Source organism: Streptomyces sp. NBC_00335 (assembly GCF_036127095.1).
In the GTDB taxonomy this organism is placed as follows: domain Bacteria; phylum Actinomycetota; class Actinomycetes; order Streptomycetales; family Streptomycetaceae; genus Streptomyces.
Genome location: NZ_CP108006.1, coordinates 7,100,517 through 7,121,228 on the forward strand (window position 1 = coordinate 7,100,517; position 20,712 = coordinate 7,121,228).

Sequence of the window (20,712 nt, forward strand, 5' to 3'; positions counted from 1 at the left end):
GGGATGACCACAGTGACGGGGGAGACCTCGCCCCAGGGCGGCGGCGTGCTCGGACGGCCGCTGGACATCCGCGAGGATCCGCAGCTGCTGCGCGGCGAGGCCACGTACGTGGGTGACATCGACCTGCCGGGCACCGCCCACATGGCGATCCTCGGCAGCCCGGTGGCCCACGCGAAGATCCTCTCCATCGACACCAAGGCCGCCGAGCAGCTGCCCGGCGTACTGAAGGTGGCCACCGCGGCCGACTTCACCGACGTCATGCCGCTGCCCTGCATCTGGATACCCGGCGGGGTCGAGAGCCACTTCCCGCCCCACCCCTACGGACTCCCCGGCTCCCGCCCGGTGCTGTCCGGCGACACCGTGCGCCACGTCGGAGACCCCCTTGCCGTGGTCGTCGCCGAGACCCCGCGCCAGGCCGCCGCCGCGCTCGCCGCCATCTCCGTCGAGTACGAGCCGCTGACCGCGGTGACCCGCGCCGACGAGGCCCTCGCCGAAGGCGCTCCCCAGCTCCACGAAGCCGTCCCCGGCAACCTGAACGCGTACTGGACCTGCGGGGACAAGGACCGCACCGACGCGGCCATCGCCGCGGCCGAGGTCACCGTCGAGCTCGATCTCGTCAACCAGCGCACCATCAACAGCCCCATCGAGCCGCGCGGCGCGGTCGGCGACTACAACGCCGCCACCGGCGAGTACACGCTCTACGCCTCCACCCAGGGCCCGCACAACCACCGCTTCCTGCTCTCCGCCCTGGTCCTCGGCATCCCCTTCAACAAGCTCCGGGTCGTCGCCCCGACCGTCGGCGGCAGCTTCGGCACCAAGGGATACCTGTACCCGGACATGCCGCTGGTCCTGCTGCTCTCCAAGGCGCTCGGCCGGCCCGTGAAATGGGTCGACACCCGCACCGGCCTGATGAACTCCACCGTCCAGGGCCGCGACCACCGCCAGCACGTGACCCTGGCCGGCACCCGCGACGGCCGGATCACCGCCGTGCGCTGCACGAGCTACGCGAACCTCGGCGCCTACCCCTCCACCATCGGCCCCGGCGTCGCCACCGCCCTGATGGGCCGCTCCATCAGTGGCATGTACGACATCGACGCGGCCTTCTGCGAGGTCTACGCGGCCTTCACCAACACCGTCTCGCTCGGCGCCCAGCGCGGCAGCGGGCGCGCCGAGGCCGCGTTCCTGATGGAACGGCTCGTGGACCGCTACGCCTCCGAGATCGGCATGGACCCGGCGGCGGTGCGCCGCAAGAACCTGGTGCCGAAGGAGAAGTTCCCGTACGACAACGGCCTGGGCTGGACCTACGACTCGGGCGACTACCAGCTCAACTTCGACCGGGCCATCGAGCTCTCGGGCTACGCCGACATGCCCGCCCGCAAGACCGAGGCACGCGCCCGCGGCAAACGGCTCGGTGTCGGCATCGCCTCCTACGTGGCGATCTGCGGTGTCGGCCCCTCCACCCGGATGTCCAAGGAGGGCATGCTCGGCGGCACTTGGGAGAGCGCGAACATCCGCGTCCACCCGACCGGCGAGGTCACCGTCACCGTCGGCTCCGCCTCCACCGGCCAGAGCCACGGCACCGTCTTCGCGCAGGTCGCCGCCGACGAGCTCGGCATCGACCCGGCTCAGGTCCAGGTGTACGAGGGGGACACGCTCAAAGCCCCGTACGGCCAGGGCACTTACGGCTCGCGCTCCTACAGCATGGCCGCGCCGGCCATCGCCCTCACCGCCCGGAAGATCAAGAGCAAGCTGGTCAAGGCCGGGGCCGTCTTCCTGGGCGTCCCCGAGGACAAGGTCGTCTACGCGGACGGCAAGGTCTTCGTGGAGGGTCACGAAGACGACACCGAGAACACCAAGACCTTCGCCGAGCTGGCGATGGCCCTGTGGTACGGCTGGGGGCTGCCGCCCGAGATCGAGCCCGCCCTCGACGAGACCACCCACTTCGACCCGCCGGACTTCAACTACCCCTTCGGAACGCACGTCGCCGTCGTCGAGATCGACGAACTGACCGGCGAGACCGAGGTGGTGGCCTACACCGCCGTCGACGACGCGGGCAACATCGGCAACCCGAAGATCGTCCTCGGGCAGATCGAGGGCAGCATCGTGCACGGCCTCGGCCAGGCCCTCATGGAGCACGCCGAGTACGCCCCGGACGGGCAGCTCGTCAGCCGCGACCTGGGCCACTACGCGCTGCCCCGCGCCATCGACGCGCCCTTCTTCACCCTCGACAAGACGGTCACCCCCTCCCCGCACAACCCGCTGGGAGCCAAGGGCGCGGGCGAGATCGCCACCGTGCCGCCCGCCGCCGCAGTCGTTAACGCCGTCGTCGACGCCCTGTCCGACCTGGGCGTCCGGCACATCGACATGCCCGTCACCCCCGAGAAGGTCTGGCGCCGTCTGAGAGGGGAAGCCCAGTGATCCTCACCGAGTTCGACTACGTACGCCCCGTCGGCCTCGACGAGGCCCTGACCCTGCTGGCCGGCCGACCCGGCGCCCGGGTGCTGGCCGGCGGGCAGAGCCTGCTGCCCGGCCTGCGCACCGGGGAGGAGCGGGCCTCCCTGCTCGTCGACGTCCGCCGGCTGGAAGAGCTCCGGGGCATCGAGCGGACCCCCGCGGGGATCCGGATCGGGTCGATGACCACCCTGGCCGAACTGGCCGCGCACCCCCTGGTGCTGGCCGGGGCGCCGGAGATCGCCGCCGCCGCCCGCGCCAACGGCGACCCCCAGGTCCGCAACCTCGGCACGGCCGGCGGCAACCTCGCCGCCACCGGCCGGGCCACCGACCTTCCCGTCGCGGCCATCGCCGCCGGAGCCACGGCCGAACTGGCCGGTCCCGGCGGGTCGTCCACGATCACCGCCGAGGAACTGGCCGCCTCCGGCGTCCCGGCGGGCACGGTCATCACCGCCCTGCTCGTCCCGGCCGCCGCGGGCGGCGCCGCCTTCGAGAAGACCGCCGACCGGGCCACCCGCTACCCGGTCTGCGCGGCCGCCGTGCGGATCACCCCCGACGGGCCGCGCATCGCGGTCACCGGGGCCACCGCCCGCGCCCTGCGACTGCGCGGGGTCGAAGAACGGATCGGCGGGGGCCCGTACACGACGGAGAACGTGCTCGCGGCCTTCCGCGCCGAACCCAGGGAGCTGTTCGTCCCGGGGCGCGGCACCTCGGCCGAGTACCTCGGCCACCTCGCGGGCGTACTCACCGCCCGCGCGCTCACGAGGGCCGTGCAGGCACCCGCCTGACCGCCCACGACGGGGGAGTTGAAGCAGTGGAACCGTTGCCCACGACAGCACGGACCGCGCCGTCCGCGACCACCACGGGGGACCCCTTGCGTCCAGCCCCCGGCTCCGCAGGCGCACCGGGAGGCTCCGGCTTCTGGGTGGTGGGCGCGGTCCTCGTCCTGCTGATGCTCTCCTCCTCCGTCCCCTCCGCCCTCTACGTGCTCTACCAGCAGGAATGGGGCCTGTCCTCCGGCGTGATCACGGTGGTCTTCGCCCTGTACGCCGTCACCGTGCTCGCCGGACTCCTGCTGTTCGGCTCGCTGTCCGACACCCTCGGCCGCAGGCCCGTACTCGCCGCGGGGCTGGTCCTCGCGATCGTCTCCATGGGGCTGTTCGCCTCGGCGCAGGGGCTCGGTCTGCTGCTCGCCGCCCGCGCCGTCCAGGGGCTGGCGGTCGGCCTGGCCACCGGGGCCATGGGCGCCGCCCTGCTGGAACTCAGCCCCGGCTCCCGGCCGGCGCTCGGCGCCCAGGTCAACAGCGCCGGCCCGACCGTCGGCATCGGCCTCGGCGGCATCGGGGCCGGGCTGCTCGTGCAGTACGCACCCGCTCCGACCGTCCTGACCTACCTGCTTCTCGTGGGGGCCTTCGCGGTCTCGCTGATCGGCGTGGCCCGGATGGCGGAGAGCGCGCCGGGTCGGGCGGCGGGTCCGGCGGCGGGTCGGGCGGCGGAGGGCGCGCCGGGTCCGGCGGCCGGGGGCCGCTTCAAGCTGGCCCCGCACCGGATCCACATCCCCGCCGCCGCGCGAGGCCGCTTCGCCGTGCTGATCCTGACCATCGTGGCCGTCTGGTCGGTCGGCGGCTTCTACCTCTCGCTCGGCCCGCACCTGGCCCTCTCCCTGCTCCGGAGCACCAACTACCTCGTCGGCGGAGCCACCGTGGCCCTCCTCGCGGGCGCCGCCACCGCCGCCCAGCTCCTGCTGGGCCGCACCGAGGCCCTGCGCACGGCCGTCCTCGGCCTGGCCGGCCTGCTCGGCGGGCTGGCCCTGGTGCTCCTCGCGCTCGGGCTCGGCTCGGCCCCCGTGTTCCTCGCGGCCACCGCCGTGCTCGGAGCCGGCTGGGGCGCCGCCTTCCTCGGCTCCTTCCGCGCGCTCAGCGCGCTGGCCGAGCCGGCGCACCGGGGCGAACTGACCGCCGCCGTCTACGTGTTCGCGTACCTCGCGATGAGCGTGCCGGCGGTGCTCGCCGGACTGCTCACCAATGTCCACGGGCTGCACCGCACCTCGGTGGGCTTCATGGCCACCGTCGCCGCGGTGTGCACGCTCGCCCTGGTGGCCACCCTGCGGCTGGCCGCCCGGAACAGGACGGAAGGGAGCACCGCATGACGGGGGACCCGGGTACGGCCGCGCTGCGCACCGCCCTGCGCGCGCTGGAGATCTTCGAGGGCCTCACCGAGGAGCAGCTGGACTGGCTGGTCTCGGTCTCCGAACCGAGGGTGCTCACCGACGGGGAGGTCCTCTTCCGCGACGGGGAGGAGGCCACGGGCTTCCACGTGCTGCTCTCCGGGGGGCTCGTGGTCACCAAGGTCGTCGACGGCCGCGAGGAGGTCCTGACCCGGCACTCCACCGAGGAGGAGAGCGCGGCCGCCGAGGACCACGACGGCAAGCCCTCGGCCGCGCACCGGTTCACCGGCGAGCTGCCGCTGCTGACGGACGGGTCGTACGTGGCCACGGCCGCGGCGAGCGGTCCGGCCACCACCGTGGTGGCGTACGCGAAGCCGGTCTTCTTCGAAATGCTGACCCGCTGCCACGGGGTGGCCGCCGTACTGATCCCCGTGCTGGCCTGGCGCATCAAGTCCTCCGAGGTCCAGGCCCGCAAACGGGCCACCGTCGAAGCCCTGGGCACCCTGGCGGCCGGTCTCGCCCACGAGCTGAACAACCCCGCCGCCGCGGTGGCCCGAGCCGCGCAGGAACTGGCGCCCGCCCTGGACCAGCTCACGCGGACCGCCCAGGTCTGGGGCGCGGCCGCCACGGACGCGGAGCGCTCCGTGTTCGACCGGCTCGCCGAGGAACTGGACAAGGCGGCCCCGCCGTTGGTCACCGACCCGCTGGACCAGGCGGACGCGGAGGAGCAGATCGCCGACTGGGCCGAGGAGGCCGGCGCGGAGCGGGCGGGGCTGCTCGGCTCGGGGGTCTCCGACCTCGGACTGGACCTGGGCGGGCTGCTGGAGCGGCTGGAGGGGGTCGGCGAGCCGGCCCTGCCGGCGGCCCTGGACCACCTGGCGGCCCTCCTGGAGATCCGCTCGCTCGCAGCCGAGCTGCGGGCGGCCGGTCCGCGGATCTCCCAACTGGTGTCGGCCACCCGGGATTACGCCAATCTCGACCGGGCCCCCGAGCAGCGCTTCGCCGTCACCGACGGACTGGAGAACACGCTGGTCGTGCTGCGTGCCAAGCTCTCCGGGATCGGGATCGTGCGCGCGTACGAACCGGACCTGCCCGAACTGACGGGCTATCCGAGCGAGCTGAACCAGGTGTGGACCAACCTGGTCGACAACGCGGCGGCCGCCATGGAAGGCGCCGGCACCCTCACCCTGCGTGCCCGGGTCGAAGGGGTCTGCATGGTGGTGGAGATCGCCGACACCGGCTCGGGGATCCCCGAGCAATCGCTGCCGAGGATCTTCGAACCCTTCTACACGACCAAGGACGTGGGGAAGGGGACCGGTCTCGGTCTGCACCTCAGCTACCGCATCGTCACCCAGCGCCACCACGGTTCGATCACGGCCCGCTCGCGCCCGGGGGAGACCCGGATGACCGTCCGGCTGCCGCTGTCCGGGACCGATCCGTCCTGCGCCGTACCGGCCGGGCCCATGGTTCCCACCGTTCCCACCCCATCGAAGAGTTGAAAGGGAGTCGACATGTCCAAGTACGACATCTCCACGCTGCACCCCGTGTTCGTCCGGCAGATGGACGCGCTCGCCGCGCTGGACATCGAGGCGGTCATGAAGAACTACACCGACGACGCCGTGCTGTTGCGCTTCGAGGGCGTCTCCGTCGGCATCGAGGCGGTGCGCGAGACCTTCACCGGATACCTCACGGTGAAGCCCACCCTCGTGGAGCTGCAGGAATACGTGGAGACCGACGACACCATCTTCTACCGGGCGATCATGAACCTGAACGGCGAGCCGGAGCACGCGTTCGGAACGCTCGTCGTCCGTGATGGCCGGATCTGGCGGCAGACCGCCGGATTCGGCGGCTGATTGCCGAAATCTGGGTAGCGTGTGCGGGGAGGGCGGGATGTGCGCCCTCCCCGTATGTGCGAGAGCCGTAGATATATGCAAGAAGCGTGAAGGGGAGGTCATGGAAACGGAAACCGGCCGGGTCGAGGCATTCAGTGACGGTGTATTCGCGGTCATCATCACGATCCTCGTCCTGGAACTGAAAGTTCCGGAAGAAACCGGATCCGACTTCTGGCACGGAGTGCGGGAACAGTGGCCGCACTACGCCGCCTATGTGGTGAGTTTCCTCATCATCGGAGTGATGTGGGTGAACCACCACACCATCTTCAGTCACATCAAGCGGGTCGACCGTCCTTTGCTGTTCCTGAACCTCCTGGTGCTGATGGTGGTGTCGGTGGTCCCGTACACCACCAATGTGCTCGCCGAACACCTCATGGAAGAAGGGGGATCGGCCAACGCCGCGGCCGTCCTCTACAGCCTCGTCACCGTGGCCTACGCCTTGGCGTTCATGGCCTTCTGGTGGTACGTCACCCGCGTCGGGCACCTTTTCCACGAACAGGTGGACAAGGACGGCGCCCGGGCCACCAGGGTCCGTTTCGGACTGGGTGCCATCGCCTACCCCTGCACCGTAGTCCTGGCCTTCTTCTCCGCCCCGCTCACTCTCGTCGCCCACTTCCTGATCGCGCTCTACTATGCGGCGAACCAGATCCCCATCCCCCTCGTGGTAGAAGAAGAGCGGCTCGAATCTGCCAGCGACCTCAGGAAGTAGCCGTCGGGACCTACGGCCGTTCTCCGCGGTCAAGTAGGGTAATGGATCTAGCTGGTCGCGGGGGAGGCCCAGATGGCTCGCGTAGTTCTGCCGGAGGAATCCACCAAGGAAATCTCCGAATTGATCGACGTACTGATCTCGCTCTTCTTCGAGTCGTTACCCCGGCGGGACCAGCGAAACTGGGCCCGCGTATATCTGAACGGCCTGGTGCGGACCAACGGCAAGAAAACAATTCGTAACATCGCCGGAACCGGGGCCAGTTCCGTCGAGCAGAGCCTGCAGCAGTTCATCAGCAAATCCCCCTGGGACTGGACCCCCGTCCGGCGCTCCCTCGCCCAGCACCTGGAACGCACCGCGCAGCGCCCGCTGGCCTGGGTGGTGCAGCCCATGGTCATCGAGAAGGCCGGCGACCGGTCGGTCGGCGTGGGACGGCAGTTCGTCCCGCAGCTCGGCCGCACCGCCAACTGTCAGCAGGCCAGCGGGATCTGGCTCACCTCCAGCGATGCCGGTTTCCCCGTCGAATGGACCCTCACCCTCCCCGGGCCCTGGACGGCGGAACTCCTGCGGCGCCGGCGGGCCGGGATCCCCGACACGGCACGCTCGCTCACCCCCGCCCAGGACGCGGTACACGCGGTCCAGCGGATGGCCGCCACCTGGCAACTCCAGCGCAGGCCCGTGGTGATGGAAGTCTCCAACAGCGAACTGCCGCAGTGCATCGAGTCGTTCGCGATGCAGGACATCCCCTTCGTATTCAAAGTGGACGGCACCCTGCCCGTCTCCTTCGGCGGGGCCGGCCGGCACAAGCCCGGCCCGCACACCGCGCCGGCCCGCGAGCTCATCGACTCCCTGCGCTCCCAGCGGCGCGTCGTCGAATGGACCCGGCACGGCCGCGCCGAGGGAGCGGTCACCCTGCTCACCTCGGCCGCCATCTTCGCCGGCCCCGGTGAGGACCGCCTCGTGCCGGCCCCGCCCACCCCGCTGCTGCTCGTCGGGGCCTGGACCGAGACGGCCCTGCTGCCCTCGGAGTTCTGGATCACCAACATCGGCGACCGGCCGCTCGCGCAGCTGTTCCTCCTCGCCAAGCTCACCGACCGGGTCGCGCTCGACTTCACCGAGGTCTGCGAGCCCGCCGGAATCCGGGACTTCGAGGGCCGCTCCTTCCGCGGCTGGCACCACCACGCCACCCTCGCCAGCGTCGCCCACGCCGCGATGCTGCTCGGCGCGCGCGGACGGGGCCCCCACCCGGCACAGCCCGAGCCGTACCCCGGCCCGGCCCGCAGCGCCCCCACCCGTCCGGTCGCCGCCGCGCACACCGCCGGACCCCCCGTCCTGCCGCCGAGACCGGTCATCCCCGGGCAGAGCCCGCGCCGCGAGTACATCCGCTGATGCTCGACATCGCCGAAGAGCTACGCGCGTGGTGCGCCGCCGGACGGGACTTCGCCGTGGCCACGGTGGTCTCCGTCAGCGGCAGCGCGCCGCGCGGCCCCGGCGCCTCCCTGGCCGTCGACTCCGGCGGCACCGCGCTCGGCTCCCTCTCCGGGGGCTGCGTGGAATCCGCCGTGCACGAGCTGTGCCTGGAGGCGATCGCCTCGGGGCGCAGCGGCGTGCACCGCTTCGGCTACAGCGACGACGACGCCTTCGCGGTCGGGCTGACCTGCGGGGGAGTCCTCGACGTGCTGATCACCCCGGTGCGCCGGCACGACCCGGTGCGACCCGTCATCAGTGCCGTGCTCGACGCGGCCTGCGCCGGTGCCCGCTCCGCGCTGGGCCGGGTGGTCTGCGGGCCGCCGGAGCAGCTGGGCCGGGCCATCGCCGTGCACGCCGACGGCTCCTACGAGGGCCGCCTGGGCGGGGGCGCCGCGCTGGACCGGGCCGCCGCCGAGCGGCTCCGGGGCTGGCTCGCGGCCGGCCGCACCGGCACCGCCGAGCTGGGCACCGCGGGCGGGCTCTGCGGGCAGCCCCTGACCCTGCTGGTCGAATCGGCCGCCGAGCGGCCCCGGCTGCTGGTCTACGGGGCCATCGACTTCGCCGCCGCCCTCACCCGGATCGGCGCCTTCCTGGGCTACCGGGTCACGGTCTGCGACGCCCGGCCCGTCTTCGTCACGGCCGCCCGCTTCCCCGACGCCGACGAGGTGGTCGTGGACTGGCCGCACCGGCACCTGGCCGGGGAATGGGAGGCGGGTCGCCTGGATTCCCGTACGACCGTGTGCGTCCTGACCCACGACGCCAAGTTCGACGTACCGCTGCTGACGCTCGCGCTGCGGCTGCCCCTCGGGTACGTGGGTGCCATGGGCTCGCGCCGCACCCACGAGGACCGCGCGCGGCGGCTGCGGGCGCAGGGGGTGGAGGCGGCCGCGCTGGCCCGGCTGCGCTCACCGATCGGCCTGGACCTCGGCGGGGGAACCCCCGAGGAGACCGCGCTCGCCATCGCCGCCGAGTTCACGGCCGTCCGGTACGGGGGAACGATTCTCCCGCTGGCCCGGAGCCACGGCCCCGTCCACCGGCCGGGCCGCCCCGCCGGCGCCCGGCCGCAGGACCAAGGTCCCGTAGGAAGCGACCATCCGGCCCCAAATGTCCTGGACGATCGGCCGGGGCGGTGTGAACTCCCGGTCGTGTGAGAATGAAGTACGTGCGTTCCTCGACTGCCCTGTCGGGGTCACCTCCGAACGACTGGGATGTTCAGCACGTGCGTTTTCTCAATGACCTGAAGCCGCCGTACGACCTGACGTACGACGATGTGTTCATGGTGCCGAGCCGCTCCGCGGTCGGTTCCCGGCAGGGCGTCGACCTTTCCGCGCCTGACGGCACCGGCACCACCATTCCGCTGGTCGTGGCCAACATGACCGCCATCGCCGGCCGCCGGATGGCCGAGACGGTCGCCCGCCGCGGCGGCATCGTCGTCATCCCGCAGGACATCCCGATCGACGTCGTCACCGACGTGATCTCCTGGGTGAAGACCCGCCACCTCGTGCTCGACACCCCGATCACGCTGGCGCCCACCCAGACCGTCGCCGACGCGCTGTCGCTGCTGCCCAAGCGCGCACACGGCGCCGGCGTGGTCGTCGACGCGGACGGCCGCCCGGTGGGCGTCGTCACCGACCACGACCTGACCGGCGTGGACCGCTTCACCCAGCTCTCCGAGGTCATGTCGAAGGAGCTCCTGCTCATCGACGCCGACATCGACCCCCGCGAGGCCTTCACCAAGCTCGACGCCGGCCACCGCAAGCTGGCCCCCGCCGTCGACAAGGACGGCAAGCTCGTCGGCATCCTCACCCGCAAGGCCGCGCTGCGCGCGACCCTGTACACCCCGGCCACCGACGCCAACGGCAAGCTGCGCATCGCCGCCGCCGTCGGCATCAACGGCGACTTCGTGGCCAAGGCCAAGCAGCTGCTCGACGCGGGCGTGGACACGCTCGTCATCGACACCGCGCACGGCCACCAGGAATCGATGATCAGCGCGATCAAGGCCGTCCGCGCCCTCGACCCGCAGGTCCCGATCGTGGCCGGCAACATCGTCGCCGCCGAGGGCGTCAAGGACCTGATCGACGCCGGCGCCGACATCATCAAGGTCGGTGTGGGCCCGGGCGCCATGTGCACCACCCGCATGATGACCGGCGTGGGCCGCCCGCAGTTCTCCGCGGTGCTGGAGTGCGCGGCCGAGGCGAAGAAGCACGGCAAGCACGTCTGGGCCGACGGCGGCGTCCGTCACCCGCGCGACGTGGCGATGGCGCTGGCCGCCGGTGCGTCCAACGTCATGATCGGCTCCTGGTTCGCCGGTACGTACGAGTCCCCGGGCGACCTTCAGCAGTCGGCCGACGGCCGCCTGTACAAGGAGTCCTTCGGCATGGCCTCCGCGCGCGCGGTCCAGAACCGCACCTCGGAGGAGTCCTCCTACGACCGCGCCCGCAAGGGTCTGTTCGAAGAGGGCATCTCCACCTCGCGGATGTTCCTGGACCCGGCCCGTCCGGGCGTCGAGGACCTGATCGACTCGATCATCGCGGGCGTCCGCTCCTCCTGCACCTACGCCGGTGCGGCCTCCCTCGCGGAGTTCGAGGAGAAGGCCGTCGTCGGCATCCAGTCCGCCGCGGGCTACGCCGAGGGCAAGCCGCTGCACGCCAGCTGGAGCTAGTCGCACCTCACCACTGCGCCGGGGCCCCCGTCGGGGGCCCCGGCGCAGTGCTGTCCGGACCGGGACCGCGGCCGCGGGACCGACGGGCGGGGGCAGGTGTCCGGTGCCACGCTGGTCGTACTCGATCCGCGAAAGGCAGTCGTCATGATCACCACTGACTTCGTCCCCGGCTCCCCCTGCTGGCTCGACCTCGGCACACCCGACGTCCCCGCCGCCTCGGCCTTCTACGGAGGCGTCCTCGGGTGGGACTACGAGTCCATGGGCGCGGGAGAGGACATGGAAGGCGGCATGTTCCGGAAGGACGGCAAGATCGTCGCGGGGCTCGGCAAGCTCACCGAGGAGGGCGCCCGCCCCGCCTGGATGATCTACTACAGCGTCCCCGACGCCGAGGCCACGACCCGGGCCGTCCGCAGCGCCGGCGGCGCCGTACGGGTGGAGCCGCGCAAGCTCGACGAGTGGGGCACGATGGCGCAGTACAGCGACCCGCTCGGGGGCCAGTTCGCCGTCTGGCAGCCCGGGGACAACAAGGGCGTCGACCTCGTGGACCAGCCGGGTTCGCTGTCCTGGACCGAGCTGTACACGAGCGACGCCGCGGCCGCCCGGGAGTTCTACGGGGGCGTCTTCGGCTGGCAGTTCAACGACATGCCGATGCCGGGCGGCGAGGGCACGTACACCCTGATCACCCCGGCCGGGCAGCCCGAGGGGCGCATGCAGGGCGGCCTCATGGAGCTCTCGGCCGAGGACCTCGCCGTGGCGGGCGGACGGCCGTACTGGCACCCGGTCTTCCGCGTCACCGACTGTGACGCGACGGTCGCCGAGGTCACCGCGCGCGGCGGCAGCGTGCAGATGGGTCCCGCGGACGCCCAGGACGTCGGCCGGCTGGCCGTCTGCCTCGACCCGTCGAACGCCGACTTCGTGGTGCTGGACCCGTCCCAGGACTGAGCCCCCGGCTCGGATCCCCTTCTCGCGGCCCCGCCGCCGTCCGACCCGGACGGCGGCGGGGCCGTTCGCGTACCGCCGCGCCCGCCGCCGCGCGGCGGTCGCGACCGTTCACCGACGGGGGACGACCGGTCGGCGCAGGGTGCGGCGGGATACGTCAGGCGGCGGATAACTCCGCGCGCGCGGTCCGGCACGCTCGGTGCATCCCGAGCCGCGTACCGAGCCGCGTACCGAGCCGCATCCCGACCCATCCCGACCCGGAAGGGGCAGCCCATGTCGCCCATGTCCTCGACCGCCGGCGCCGTCACGGTCAGCCGCCGCCGCACCGACGCGTACGCCCTCGCCCGGCTGGAGAGGGAACACGGCAAGGCGCTCCACGGATTCCTCCTCGGCCTCACCTTCGGTGACCGCCACCGGGCCGAGGACCTCGTCCAGGAGACCCTGTTCCGGGCCTGGAAACATCCCGAGGCCCTGGAGAGCAGCGCCCACGCCTCCATGCGGCCCTGGCTGTACACCGTCGCCCGGCGCGTTGCCATCGACGCCCGCCGGGCCCGGCTGTCGCGCCCGGCCGAGGTCGGGCCCGACGGGCTGGAACAGTCCCCGGCCGACGAGGACCGCACCGAGCGGTCCGTCGCCGTCCTCGACGTCCGCGAAGCCCTGCGATTACTCAGCCCCGATCACCGGGCCGTGCTCCTGCTCATCTACTTCCGCGGGGCCAGCGTCTGCGAGGCCGCCGAAGCGCTCGGCGTACCCGCCGGCACGGTCAAGTCCCGTACGTACTACGCCCTGCGGGCCCTGCGCGCCCTCCTGCCCGGCTACGATGACGGCCACCTCCGCCCGTGAACGCACCTCCAGCTTCGCCAGGATGTGCGACACGTGGGTCTGCACGGTCCGGCGGGACAGGAACAGCGCCGAGGCGATCTCGGGATTCGTCCGGCCCCGCGCGACCAGCAGCGCCACCTTCAGCTCCGCCGGAGTCAGCGCCTCCCACCCCCGCGCGGGCCTGCGCCGCGCCACCCGGCTGCCCCGCCGCACACCCAGGCTCCGCAGCCGGGCGTCCGCCCGGGCGATGTCCCACCGGGCGCCGAGGAGCTCGTACGCGGCCACCGCGCCGGTCAGCGCCGACCGCGCGCCCGGCAGGTCCCCGTGCCAGGCCCGGGCCACCGCCAGGTCCTCCAGCGTCTGGCCCGCCACCAGCCCGCCCCGCGCCAGCGCCGCCGTCTCCGCCAGCAGCTGCGGGTCCTGCGCGAACAGCCCGCGGCAGCGCAGCAGAGCCAGCGCCGGACCCGGCTGCTCCGGCAGGGCCGCCGCCGTGCGGGCGCAGGCGGCCACCGCCGACCGGGCCGCCTCGGTGTCCCGGTCCTCCAGTGCGAGCCGGACGGCCTCCGACAGCGCCCAGGGACGGTCGTAGGCCACCGCCTCGTCCACACCGTCCTCCAGCGCGGGCAGCAGCGCCTCCAGCGCCTCGCGGGGACGCCCGTCGCGCTCCGCCAGCAGGGCGCGGGCCAGCAGGACGTGCGCGGTGTGCCGACGGGCCGCCGGCGGCTCGTACGCGTCCGGGCCCAGCGTGGCCAACTCCGCCCGGGCCGCGTCCTGTTCGCCCCGGTGGCCCAGGATCAGGGCGCGCAGCCCGCGGGTCAGCACCGGCAGCCAGCCGTCCGAGACGGGCATGCCCCGCGCCCGGGCCAGACCGGCCAGCGCGGCGTCCCAGTCGCCGAGCCGGTAGCGCAGATCGGCCAGCAGGGCCTCCGTCACCACGAGCCGGCCCGTCGAGCCGGTACGGGCCGCCAGCTGCCGGGCCTCGCGCAGCGCCGCGGCGGCGGCGTGCGGCTCGTCGAACCGCAGGTGGCCCTCGGCCTGGTTGGCGAGCAGCAGCAGCCGCATGTCGTTGGCGGCCGGGCTGCGGCGGGCGTGCGCGATCCCGGCCGCCACGTGACGCAGCGATTCCCGGCCCCGGTTGAGGTGGAACAGCGCGAAGGACATGGCGTGTTCGGCCTCCGCGCCGCAGAGCGGATCGCCGAGCAGCCGCGCCCGGGCGACCAGCGGCCCGGCGAGCGCGTACGCCTCCTCCGGCCGGTGCAGATCGGCCAGCGCCAGGACCCGGCACGCCTCCAGGCGCAGCCGCAGTCCCGCGCGGGGCGCCTCCTCGGTCGGCGCTTCCCCGGCTGGTGGCTCCTCGGCGGGCGCCTCCTCGGCGGGCGCCTCCCCTGCTGGTGCCCCGTCGGTGGGCGCCTCCCCGGTCGGTGCCTCCTCGGCCAGTGCCTCCTCGGTGACCTCCAGGGACCGGGCCATGTCCCCCTGGATCATCAGCGCCGACACCAGCTTGAAGGCGAGTGCCGTCCTGCGCCCCGGATCCTGCGCCCGCTCCCGCAGCGTCCGGAGCAGCTCCACCGACTCGGGCCGCCGCAGCATCAGCGCGGCATCGGCGAGGCCGTCCTCCAGGGCCTCCCGGTACGGACTCCCGGTCTCGTCGGGGGGCTCGTTCGCGCCCTGCTCGACGGCCCGGCGCAGCAGGGCGGCCGCCGTTTCGGGTGCCACCGCGATCAGGGCCTGCGCCGACTCGGCCGTCCACCGCACCGCCCACGGGTCCAGCGCCCCGCCGGCCAGCAGCTGTCCCGCGGTCCGGGCGGGATCGAGCCCGGCCTCGGCGAAGGCCCGCGCGGCGTCCTGGTGGAGGACGCCGCGGGCGGCCCGCGGCAGCTCCGCGTACAGGGCCAGCCGCACGGCCGGCTGCCGGAACCGCAAGCCGTCACCGTCGCCCGGGTGGTGCCGGGGCGGACCCGCCGGGAGCCCGGCGGGCAGGGGGCCCGGTTCCAGTATTCCGGTCAGGAGGGGCGTCTCCAGTTCGGCGAGCAGGTCCCGGACCGGGAGCGTCCGTACGAGGGCCAGCTCGCGCGCCGTGAAGGCCGGTCCGAGCAGGGCTGCGTGCCGGAGCGTGGCCAGGGCCGCCGGGGGGAGCGGGCTCAGCTCGCGGGTGGCCGCCTCCGGGGGCGGCGGCAAGTCCCCTACAGGGAGGGTCAGTTCGGCGGCGGACCCGCGGACTTCGATGAGGCCGGACCAGTGCGCGAGCAGCTCCCGCAGCAGCCGGGGGTTGCCGCCCGCGTGCCCGGCGGCCTCCCGCAGCCGGGGTCCGGGCGCCGCGCCCAGCACCTCCCGGACCAGCGCGGCCGATTCCGCGCCCGTCAGCGGCTCCAGCCGGAGCGTGCGCCCGTCCGGCCCGCCGCCCAGGGAGGCGCACAGCTCCTCCACCTCGGCCCGCCGGGGCAGCCGCCGCCGGGCCGCCAGCATCAGCAGCGGCAGTCGCCGGGTGGCCCGAGCGAGGTGGCGCCACAGCAGCAGGGAGGCCGGATCCGCCCACTGGAGGTCGTCCAGGGCCAGGAGCAGCGGCCGCCGCGCGCACCACTCCTCCACATCGGCGGCCAGCAGGTCCACGGCCGCCAGCAGCGCCCCGCCGGGCTCGGCCGACCGGGAGGCCTCCCGGAGCAGGGCCAGCGCCCGCGCCCGCCCGGGGCCGGCCGGATGCAGGCAGTCCAGCGCCGCGCGCAGCGGAAGCCCGGTGCCCAGCGCCTCGGCGGCCCCGTACCGCACCCGGCAGCCGAGCGCGGCCGCCTCGGTCAGTGCCTCGCGCAGGAAGACCGTACGGCCCGCGCCCGGCTCACCTTCCACGATCAGGCAGGCTCCGCCGCCCTCCGCACCAGCCCGTACCCATGTCCGCAACGCGTCACGGCACTCGTCGCGGTGCTGTTCTCGCCCGACCCGCACGTCGGCGATCCCTCCGGTCGTTCGCGCCCCCTCAAGGATGGCAGCTCACGGGCCGCTCAGCGCCGGGGAATTCGGCCAGGTGGTGTCGAACTGTGCACCCCCGCACGGTATTTGGGAATCCGCACCGTTATCTTCATGCCCGCGCCCACGCCCGTTTCGATGACGAGCCCGTGGCCGTCCCCGTAGACCTGGCGCAGCCGCTCGTCCACATTGGTCAGCCCGATGCCCGAGGAGGAGCCCGCGTGCTCCCCGGCCAGGATCCGGCGCAGCAGGGCCGGATCCATCCCGACGCCGTTGTCCTCGATGGTGATCAGCGCCTCCGCGCCGGCGTCCCGGGCCGCGATGGTGATCTTGCACTCCTCGGTGGAGTCCTCCAGCCCGTGCTTGACCGCGTTCTCCACCAGCGGCTGCAGGCACAGGAACGGCAGCGCCACCGGCAGCACCTCGGGTGCCACCTGCAAGGTCAGCTTGAGCCGTTCCCCGAACCGGGCCCCGGCCAGCGCCAGGTACTGCTCGATGGACCGCAACTCCTCGGCCAGCGTGGTGAACTCCCCGTGCCGCCGGAAGGAGTAACGGGTGAAGTCGGCGAACTCCAGCAGCAGATCCCGTGCCCGTTCCGGATCGGTGCGCACGAACGAGGCGATCGCGGCCAGGGAGTTGAAGATGAAGTGCGGGGAGATCTGTGCGCGCAGCGCCTTGATCTCGGCTTCCATCAGCCGGGTCCGCGAACGGTCCAGCTCGGACAGCTCCAGCTGTACGGACACCCAGCGCGCGACCTCGGTGGCGGCCCGCACCAGCACCGCCGACTCCCGCGAGCCGTAGGCCACCAGCGCGCCCAGCATCCCGTCCTCGCCGGTCAGCGGGGCCACCACGGCCCACTTGAGGGGGCAGTCGGGCCGCTCGCACTCGGTGCGCACGCTCTGGCTGCGTCCCGAGTCCAGCATCACCGCGACCCGGGCCATCACCCGGCGCTCGTGGTGGTCGGCGCCCGGGCCGTCCCAGGCGAGGACGTGTTCGCGGTCCGTCAGGCACAGGGCCTCGGTGCCGAGGAGGGAGCGCAGGCGCCGGGCGGCCTTGCGGGCGGCGTCCTCGGTGAGGCCGGCGCGCAGCGGGGGAGCGGCGAGGGAGGCGGTGTGCAGGGTGTGGAAGGTGGCCCGTTCGACGGGGGTGCCGAGGTCGAGGCCGAGGGCGCGCTCGCCCCGCCGGGCCTGCCGCCGTCCGCCGAACCAGCCGAGCCCCAGCAAGAGCGCCCCGCCGGCCGCGCCGAGCATCGAGAGCAGTGCTCCGGTCATGGTGTGCCGCCCTCCTCCGAGAGCAGTGCTCCGGTCATGGTGTGCTGCTTCGGGCCGTGAGCAGTGCTCCGGTCCGTGTGCGTCGCCTCCGCCACGTCCTCCGGCAGGTGCAGCCGCGCCAGCGTCGCCGCCGTGCCCGGCGGGATCCGCCCGCGCGTACCCAGCGACACCAGCACCATCGTCAGGAACCCCAGCGGAACCGACCACACCGCCGGCCATGCCAGCAGCGTGTTCGCCCACCCCGCCGGCGCCAGCCCGGCCCGCGTCGCCAGCACCGCGCTCAAGGCCGCCCCGCCCCCCGTCACCAGCCCGGCCACCGCCCCCGGCGGCGTCAGTCCGCGCCACCAGATCCCCAGCACCAGCAGCGGGCAGAACGAGGACGCCGACACCGCGAAGGCCAGCCCCACCGCGTCCGCCACCGGCACCTCCGTCACCAGTGCGCTCCCGGCCAGCGGCACCAGGATCGCCACCAGCACCGCGACCCGGAAACTGCGCACCCCGCGCGCGGGCAGCACGTCCTGGTGCAGCACCCCCGCCACCGCCATCGTCAGTCCCGAAGCCGTGGACAGGAACGCCGCGAACGCGCCGCCCGCCAGCAACGCCCCCAGCAGGTCCCCGGCGAGCCCGCCGACCACCCGGGCCGGCAGCACCAGCACCACCGCGTCCGCCTCCCCGGTCAGGGCCAGCTCCGGGGTGTAGATCCGGCCCAGCGTCCCGTACACCGGCGGCAGCAGGTAGAAGGCGCCGACCAGGCCGAGCACCACCAGCGTGGTGCGGCGCGCCGCCCGGCCGTTCGGGCTCGTGTAGAAGCGCACCGCCACGTGCGGCAGCCCCATGGTCCCGAGGAAGGTGGCCAGGATCAGCCCGTACGTGGCGTACAGCCGCAGCTCCGGCCGGTCCCCGGACAGCGGCTCCGACCAGCTCGACACCCCCGGTCCGGCCTCCGCCCGGCCCTGCGGCACCGGGGAGTGCGGGGCGAACTCCAGCCGCGCGTGCGCCCGTACGGAATGCTGCCCGGCGCCGAGGGTCACGGACTGCCCCGCGTACGCGCGCCCGTCCACCTGCCCGGTCACCGTCACCGTCAGCGGTGCGTCCAGGGACAGCCGTACGTCCTCGGCCAGCGTGACCGCGGTGTGCTCGCGGAACACCGCCGGGGCGTCGAAGGAGGCGCGCGGGGCGCCGTCCCCCGCCCAGGCCGCCAGCAGGAAGAACGCGGGCACCAGCAGCGCGGTGAGCTTCAGCCAGTACTGGAAGGCCTGCACGAAGGTGATGGACCGCATCCCGCCGGCCGCCACCGCCGCCGTCACCACACAGGCGACGACCACCCCGCCCACCCAGTGCGGTGCCCCCGTCAGGATCTCCAGCGTCAGGCCCGCGCCCTGGAGCTGCGGCAGCAGGTACAGCCAGCCGACGCCGAGCACGAACAGCACCGCGATCCGGCGCACCGCCTGCGATTCGAGCCGGGCCTCGGCGAAGTCGGGCAGCGTGTACGCGCCCGAGCGCCGCAGCGGGGCCGCGATCAGCACCAGCAGCACCAGGTACCCGGCGGTGTAGCCCACCGGGTACCAGAGCATCTGCGGCCCCTGGAGCAGCACCAGCCCGGCCACGCCGAGGAAGGAGGCCGCCGAGAGGTACTCGCCGCCGATGGCCGCCGCGTTGAGGCGCGGGCCGACCGTGCGCGAAGCCACGTAGAAGTCCGAGGTGGTACGGGATATGCGCAGGCCCAGCGCGCCGACCAGCACCGTGACCAGGACGACGACGGCGACCGCGGTCAGCGCGTACGTCTGGTTCACCGGCGGGTCCTTCGGCTGGGGCGCGGGGCGCGCGGCGCGGCCCGGCGGGGTGTCGGGTCCCGGCCGTCTGCCGGGGCTCCGGGAGTCTACGCACGCCCCCGGAGCGGGCGACAGGCCCTCTGGGGCTGTCGGGCCGGATATGGCTCAGCGGGCCGGATCGCGATGTTCCGCGCAGTCCCGCAGGGCAATCTCCAGCTCCACGTACGATTCCTCGGCGCGACGGAAGGCCAGCGTCAGGGCCGCCTCGGCCCGCGGCGGCAGGTGTCCGTACGCGCCCTCGTGGGCCTCGTACAGTACGTCGGCCCAGCGTGCGGCCGCGCTCCGCAGGCGGGCCAGCAGCACCTCGGCCTCGGCGGGACCGGCCGGGCGGGTACGGGGCAATCCGGTCAATGCGTCGAGCAGCGCCTGGATTTCGGACATCTGACACCTCCCAGGGCCGAAGATCCACGATACCCGCGGGGGTCCGCGCGGGTGGCCGATCCGGCCGCCGCTGCGGCCGACGGCCCGGGCGGATCGCCGTACGTTCCTGCCCGCACGGTGAACGGTCCGCCGCCGCGCCGGACGGTCGGCGCGCGCGCCCTGCGGGGCTGTCCCCTACCCACCCTCGCCCGTTCCCCGGGGCTGTGCCCCGGACCCCTTTCGCGGCCGTGCCCCGAGCCCACTTCGGGGCTGTGCCCCGGACGGGGGCGGCTCAGCCCATCGCCTGGCGCATCAGCAGGTCCCGCAGCTCCCTCGTGTGCCTGCGGCTCACCTGGAGTTCGGCCGCGCCGACGCGGACCGTGGTGGTGCCCGCGTCCAGGCGCAGTTCGTCGATGCGGGCCAGCGCGACCAGGTGGCGGCGGTGGATGCGGACGAAACCGCGTGCCGCCCACCGCTCCTCCAGCGTGGACAGCGGGATCCGTACCAGGTGGCTGCCCTCGTCGGTGTGCAGCCGGGCGTAGTCGCCCTGGGCCTCCACGTACGCGATGTCCGAGATCGCCACGAAGCGGGTGACGCCGCCCAGTTCGACGGCGATCTGGTCGGGCGCGCGGTCCGCGCCGCGCGCGGCGGCGGACGCGGCCGAGGCGGCGACCGCGGCGAGGGGGGCCCCGGGGGTCTCGGGCGCGGCCGCGCGGGCCGCCGGTACGGCGGGCACGGCCTCGGCGGCGGCCGCCGGCGGCTGCTCGCCGGACCGGCCGGACTGCGCGCAGGCCCGCCGCACGGCCTCGGCCAGCCGCTCCGGCCGTACGGGCTTGAGCACGTAGTCCACGGCCTTGAGGTCGAAGGCCTGTACGGCGAACCCCTCGTGCGCGGTGACGAACACGATCAGCGGCGGCCGCGCGAACCCGGCCAGCAGCCGGGCGATGTCCAGCCCGGTCAGCCCGGCCATGTGGATGTCGAGGAAGACCACGTCGATGACGTCGGCCCCGTCCGGACCGCTCTCCAGCGCCCTGGTGATCCGGCGCAGCGCCTCGGTGGCGTCCGAGGCGCCTTCGGCGCTGAGCACCCGGGGGTCCGAGCGCAGCAGGTAGAGGAGCTCTTCGAGCAGGGGCTTCTCGTCGTCGACGGCCAGTACGCGCAGCATGATGCGGAGTCTAG

At 73.6% G+C, this 20,712-nt stretch carries 15 protein-coding genes and 1 pseudogene; 11 read left to right on the plus strand and 5 right to left on the minus strand.

Annotated features, from left to right (window positions below):
• Positions 1-3 precede the first annotated feature (3 nt).
• From OHA37_RS32300 to OHA37_RS32350, 11 genes are all read left to right on the plus strand, one after another.
• Positions 4-2,418, plus strand: a complete 2,415-nt coding sequence (locus tag OHA37_RS32300) for a xanthine dehydrogenase family protein molybdopterin-binding subunit (RefSeq protein ID WP_266910498.1) — start codon at positions 4-6, stop codon at positions 2,416-2,418.
• The gene (locus tag OHA37_RS32305; RefSeq protein ID WP_266910500.1) at positions 2,415-3,239 is read left to right on the plus strand and encodes an FAD binding domain-containing protein; all 825 of its coding nucleotides are present in this window, start codon (positions 2,415-2,417) and stop codon (positions 3,237-3,239) included. Before OHA37_RS32300 ends, OHA37_RS32305 begins: the two co-directional genes overlap by 4 nt.
• 35 nt (positions 3,240-3,274) lie before the next feature.
• On the plus strand, positions 3,275-4,600 hold the full coding sequence (locus OHA37_RS32310) for an MFS transporter (RefSeq protein WP_266910502.1): 1,326 nt from the start codon (positions 3,275-3,277) through the stop codon (positions 4,598-4,600).
• Entirely contained in the window at positions 4,597-6,117 is a 1,521-nt protein-coding gene (locus OHA37_RS32315) for an ATP-binding protein (protein ID WP_266910504.1), read from the plus strand. Before OHA37_RS32310 ends, OHA37_RS32315 begins: the two co-directional genes overlap by 4 nt.
• A gap of 12 nt (positions 6,118-6,129) precedes the next feature.
• Positions 6,130-6,471: a nuclear transport factor 2 family protein gene (locus OHA37_RS32320; protein ID WP_266910506.1), complete on the plus strand. Its 342-nt coding sequence runs from the start codon at positions 6,130-6,132 to the stop codon at positions 6,469-6,471.
• A 100-nt stretch (positions 6,472-6,571) separates the two neighbouring features.
• On the plus strand, positions 6,572-7,219 hold the full coding sequence (locus tag OHA37_RS32325) for a TMEM175 family protein (RefSeq protein WP_266910508.1): 648 nt from the start codon (positions 6,572-6,574) through the stop codon (positions 7,217-7,219).
• A 72-nt stretch (positions 7,220-7,291) separates the two neighbouring features.
• Positions 7,292-8,605 (plus strand): IS701 family transposase, encoded by a 1,314-nt coding sequence (locus tag OHA37_RS32330; protein ID WP_266910510.1) that lies wholly within the window; start codon positions 7,292-7,294, stop codon positions 8,603-8,605.
• Positions 8,605-9,837 (plus strand): XdhC family protein, encoded by a 1,233-nt coding sequence (locus OHA37_RS32335; protein WP_266910512.1) that lies wholly within the window; start codon positions 8,605-8,607, stop codon positions 9,835-9,837. The genes OHA37_RS32330 and OHA37_RS32335 overlap by 1 nt, the downstream gene beginning before the upstream one ends.
• 2 nt (positions 9,838-9,839) lie before the next feature.
• Positions 9,840-11,348: a GuaB1 family IMP dehydrogenase-related protein gene (locus OHA37_RS32340; RefSeq protein WP_266910514.1), complete on the plus strand. Its 1,509-nt coding sequence runs from the start codon at positions 9,840-9,842 to the stop codon at positions 11,346-11,348.
• A 144-nt stretch (positions 11,349-11,492) separates the two neighbouring features.
• A complete protein-coding gene (locus tag OHA37_RS32345) occupies positions 11,493-12,290 on the plus strand; it encodes a VOC family protein (RefSeq protein WP_266910516.1) in 798 nt (265 codons plus the stop codon).
• Positions 12,291-12,560: 270 nt separating this feature from the next.
• The gene (locus OHA37_RS32350) at positions 12,561-13,130 is read left to right on the plus strand and encodes a sigma-70 family RNA polymerase sigma factor (RefSeq protein ID WP_443046242.1); all 570 of its coding nucleotides are present in this window, start codon (positions 12,561-12,563) and stop codon (positions 13,128-13,130) included.
• A 36-nt stretch (positions 13,131-13,166) separates the two neighbouring features.
• On the opposite strand, the pseudogene OHA37_RS32355 reads toward OHA37_RS32350, so the two are convergent.
• From OHA37_RS32355 to OHA37_RS32375, 5 genes and pseudogenes are all read right to left on the minus strand, one after another.
• A pseudogene (locus OHA37_RS32355) lies at positions 13,167-16,049 on the minus strand (ATP-binding protein); the annotation flags it as partial.
• Between the two features lie 56 nt (positions 16,050-16,105).
• Positions 16,106-17,341 carry a sensor histidine kinase gene (locus tag OHA37_RS32360; protein WP_266910518.1) on the minus strand — a complete coding sequence of 412 codons (1,236 nt, stop codon included), beginning with the start codon at positions 17,339-17,341 and terminating at the stop codon, positions 16,106-16,108.
• Positions 17,338-19,134 (minus strand): sodium/solute symporter, encoded by a 1,797-nt coding sequence (locus OHA37_RS32365; protein ID WP_266910520.1) that lies wholly within the window; start codon positions 19,132-19,134, stop codon positions 17,338-17,340. Before OHA37_RS32365 ends, OHA37_RS32360 begins: the two co-directional genes overlap by 4 nt.
• A 144-nt stretch (positions 19,135-19,278) precedes the next feature.
• Complete coding sequence (locus OHA37_RS32370) at positions 19,279-19,554, minus strand: hypothetical protein (protein WP_250741408.1); 276 nt, start codon at positions 19,552-19,554, stop codon at positions 19,279-19,281.
• A 271-nt stretch (positions 19,555-19,825) separates the two neighbouring features.
• The gene (locus OHA37_RS32375) at positions 19,826-20,698 is read right to left on the minus strand and encodes a LytR/AlgR family response regulator transcription factor (protein WP_266910523.1); all 873 of its coding nucleotides are present in this window, start codon (positions 20,696-20,698) and stop codon (positions 19,826-19,828) included.
• Positions 20,699-20,712 lie beyond the last annotated feature (14 nt).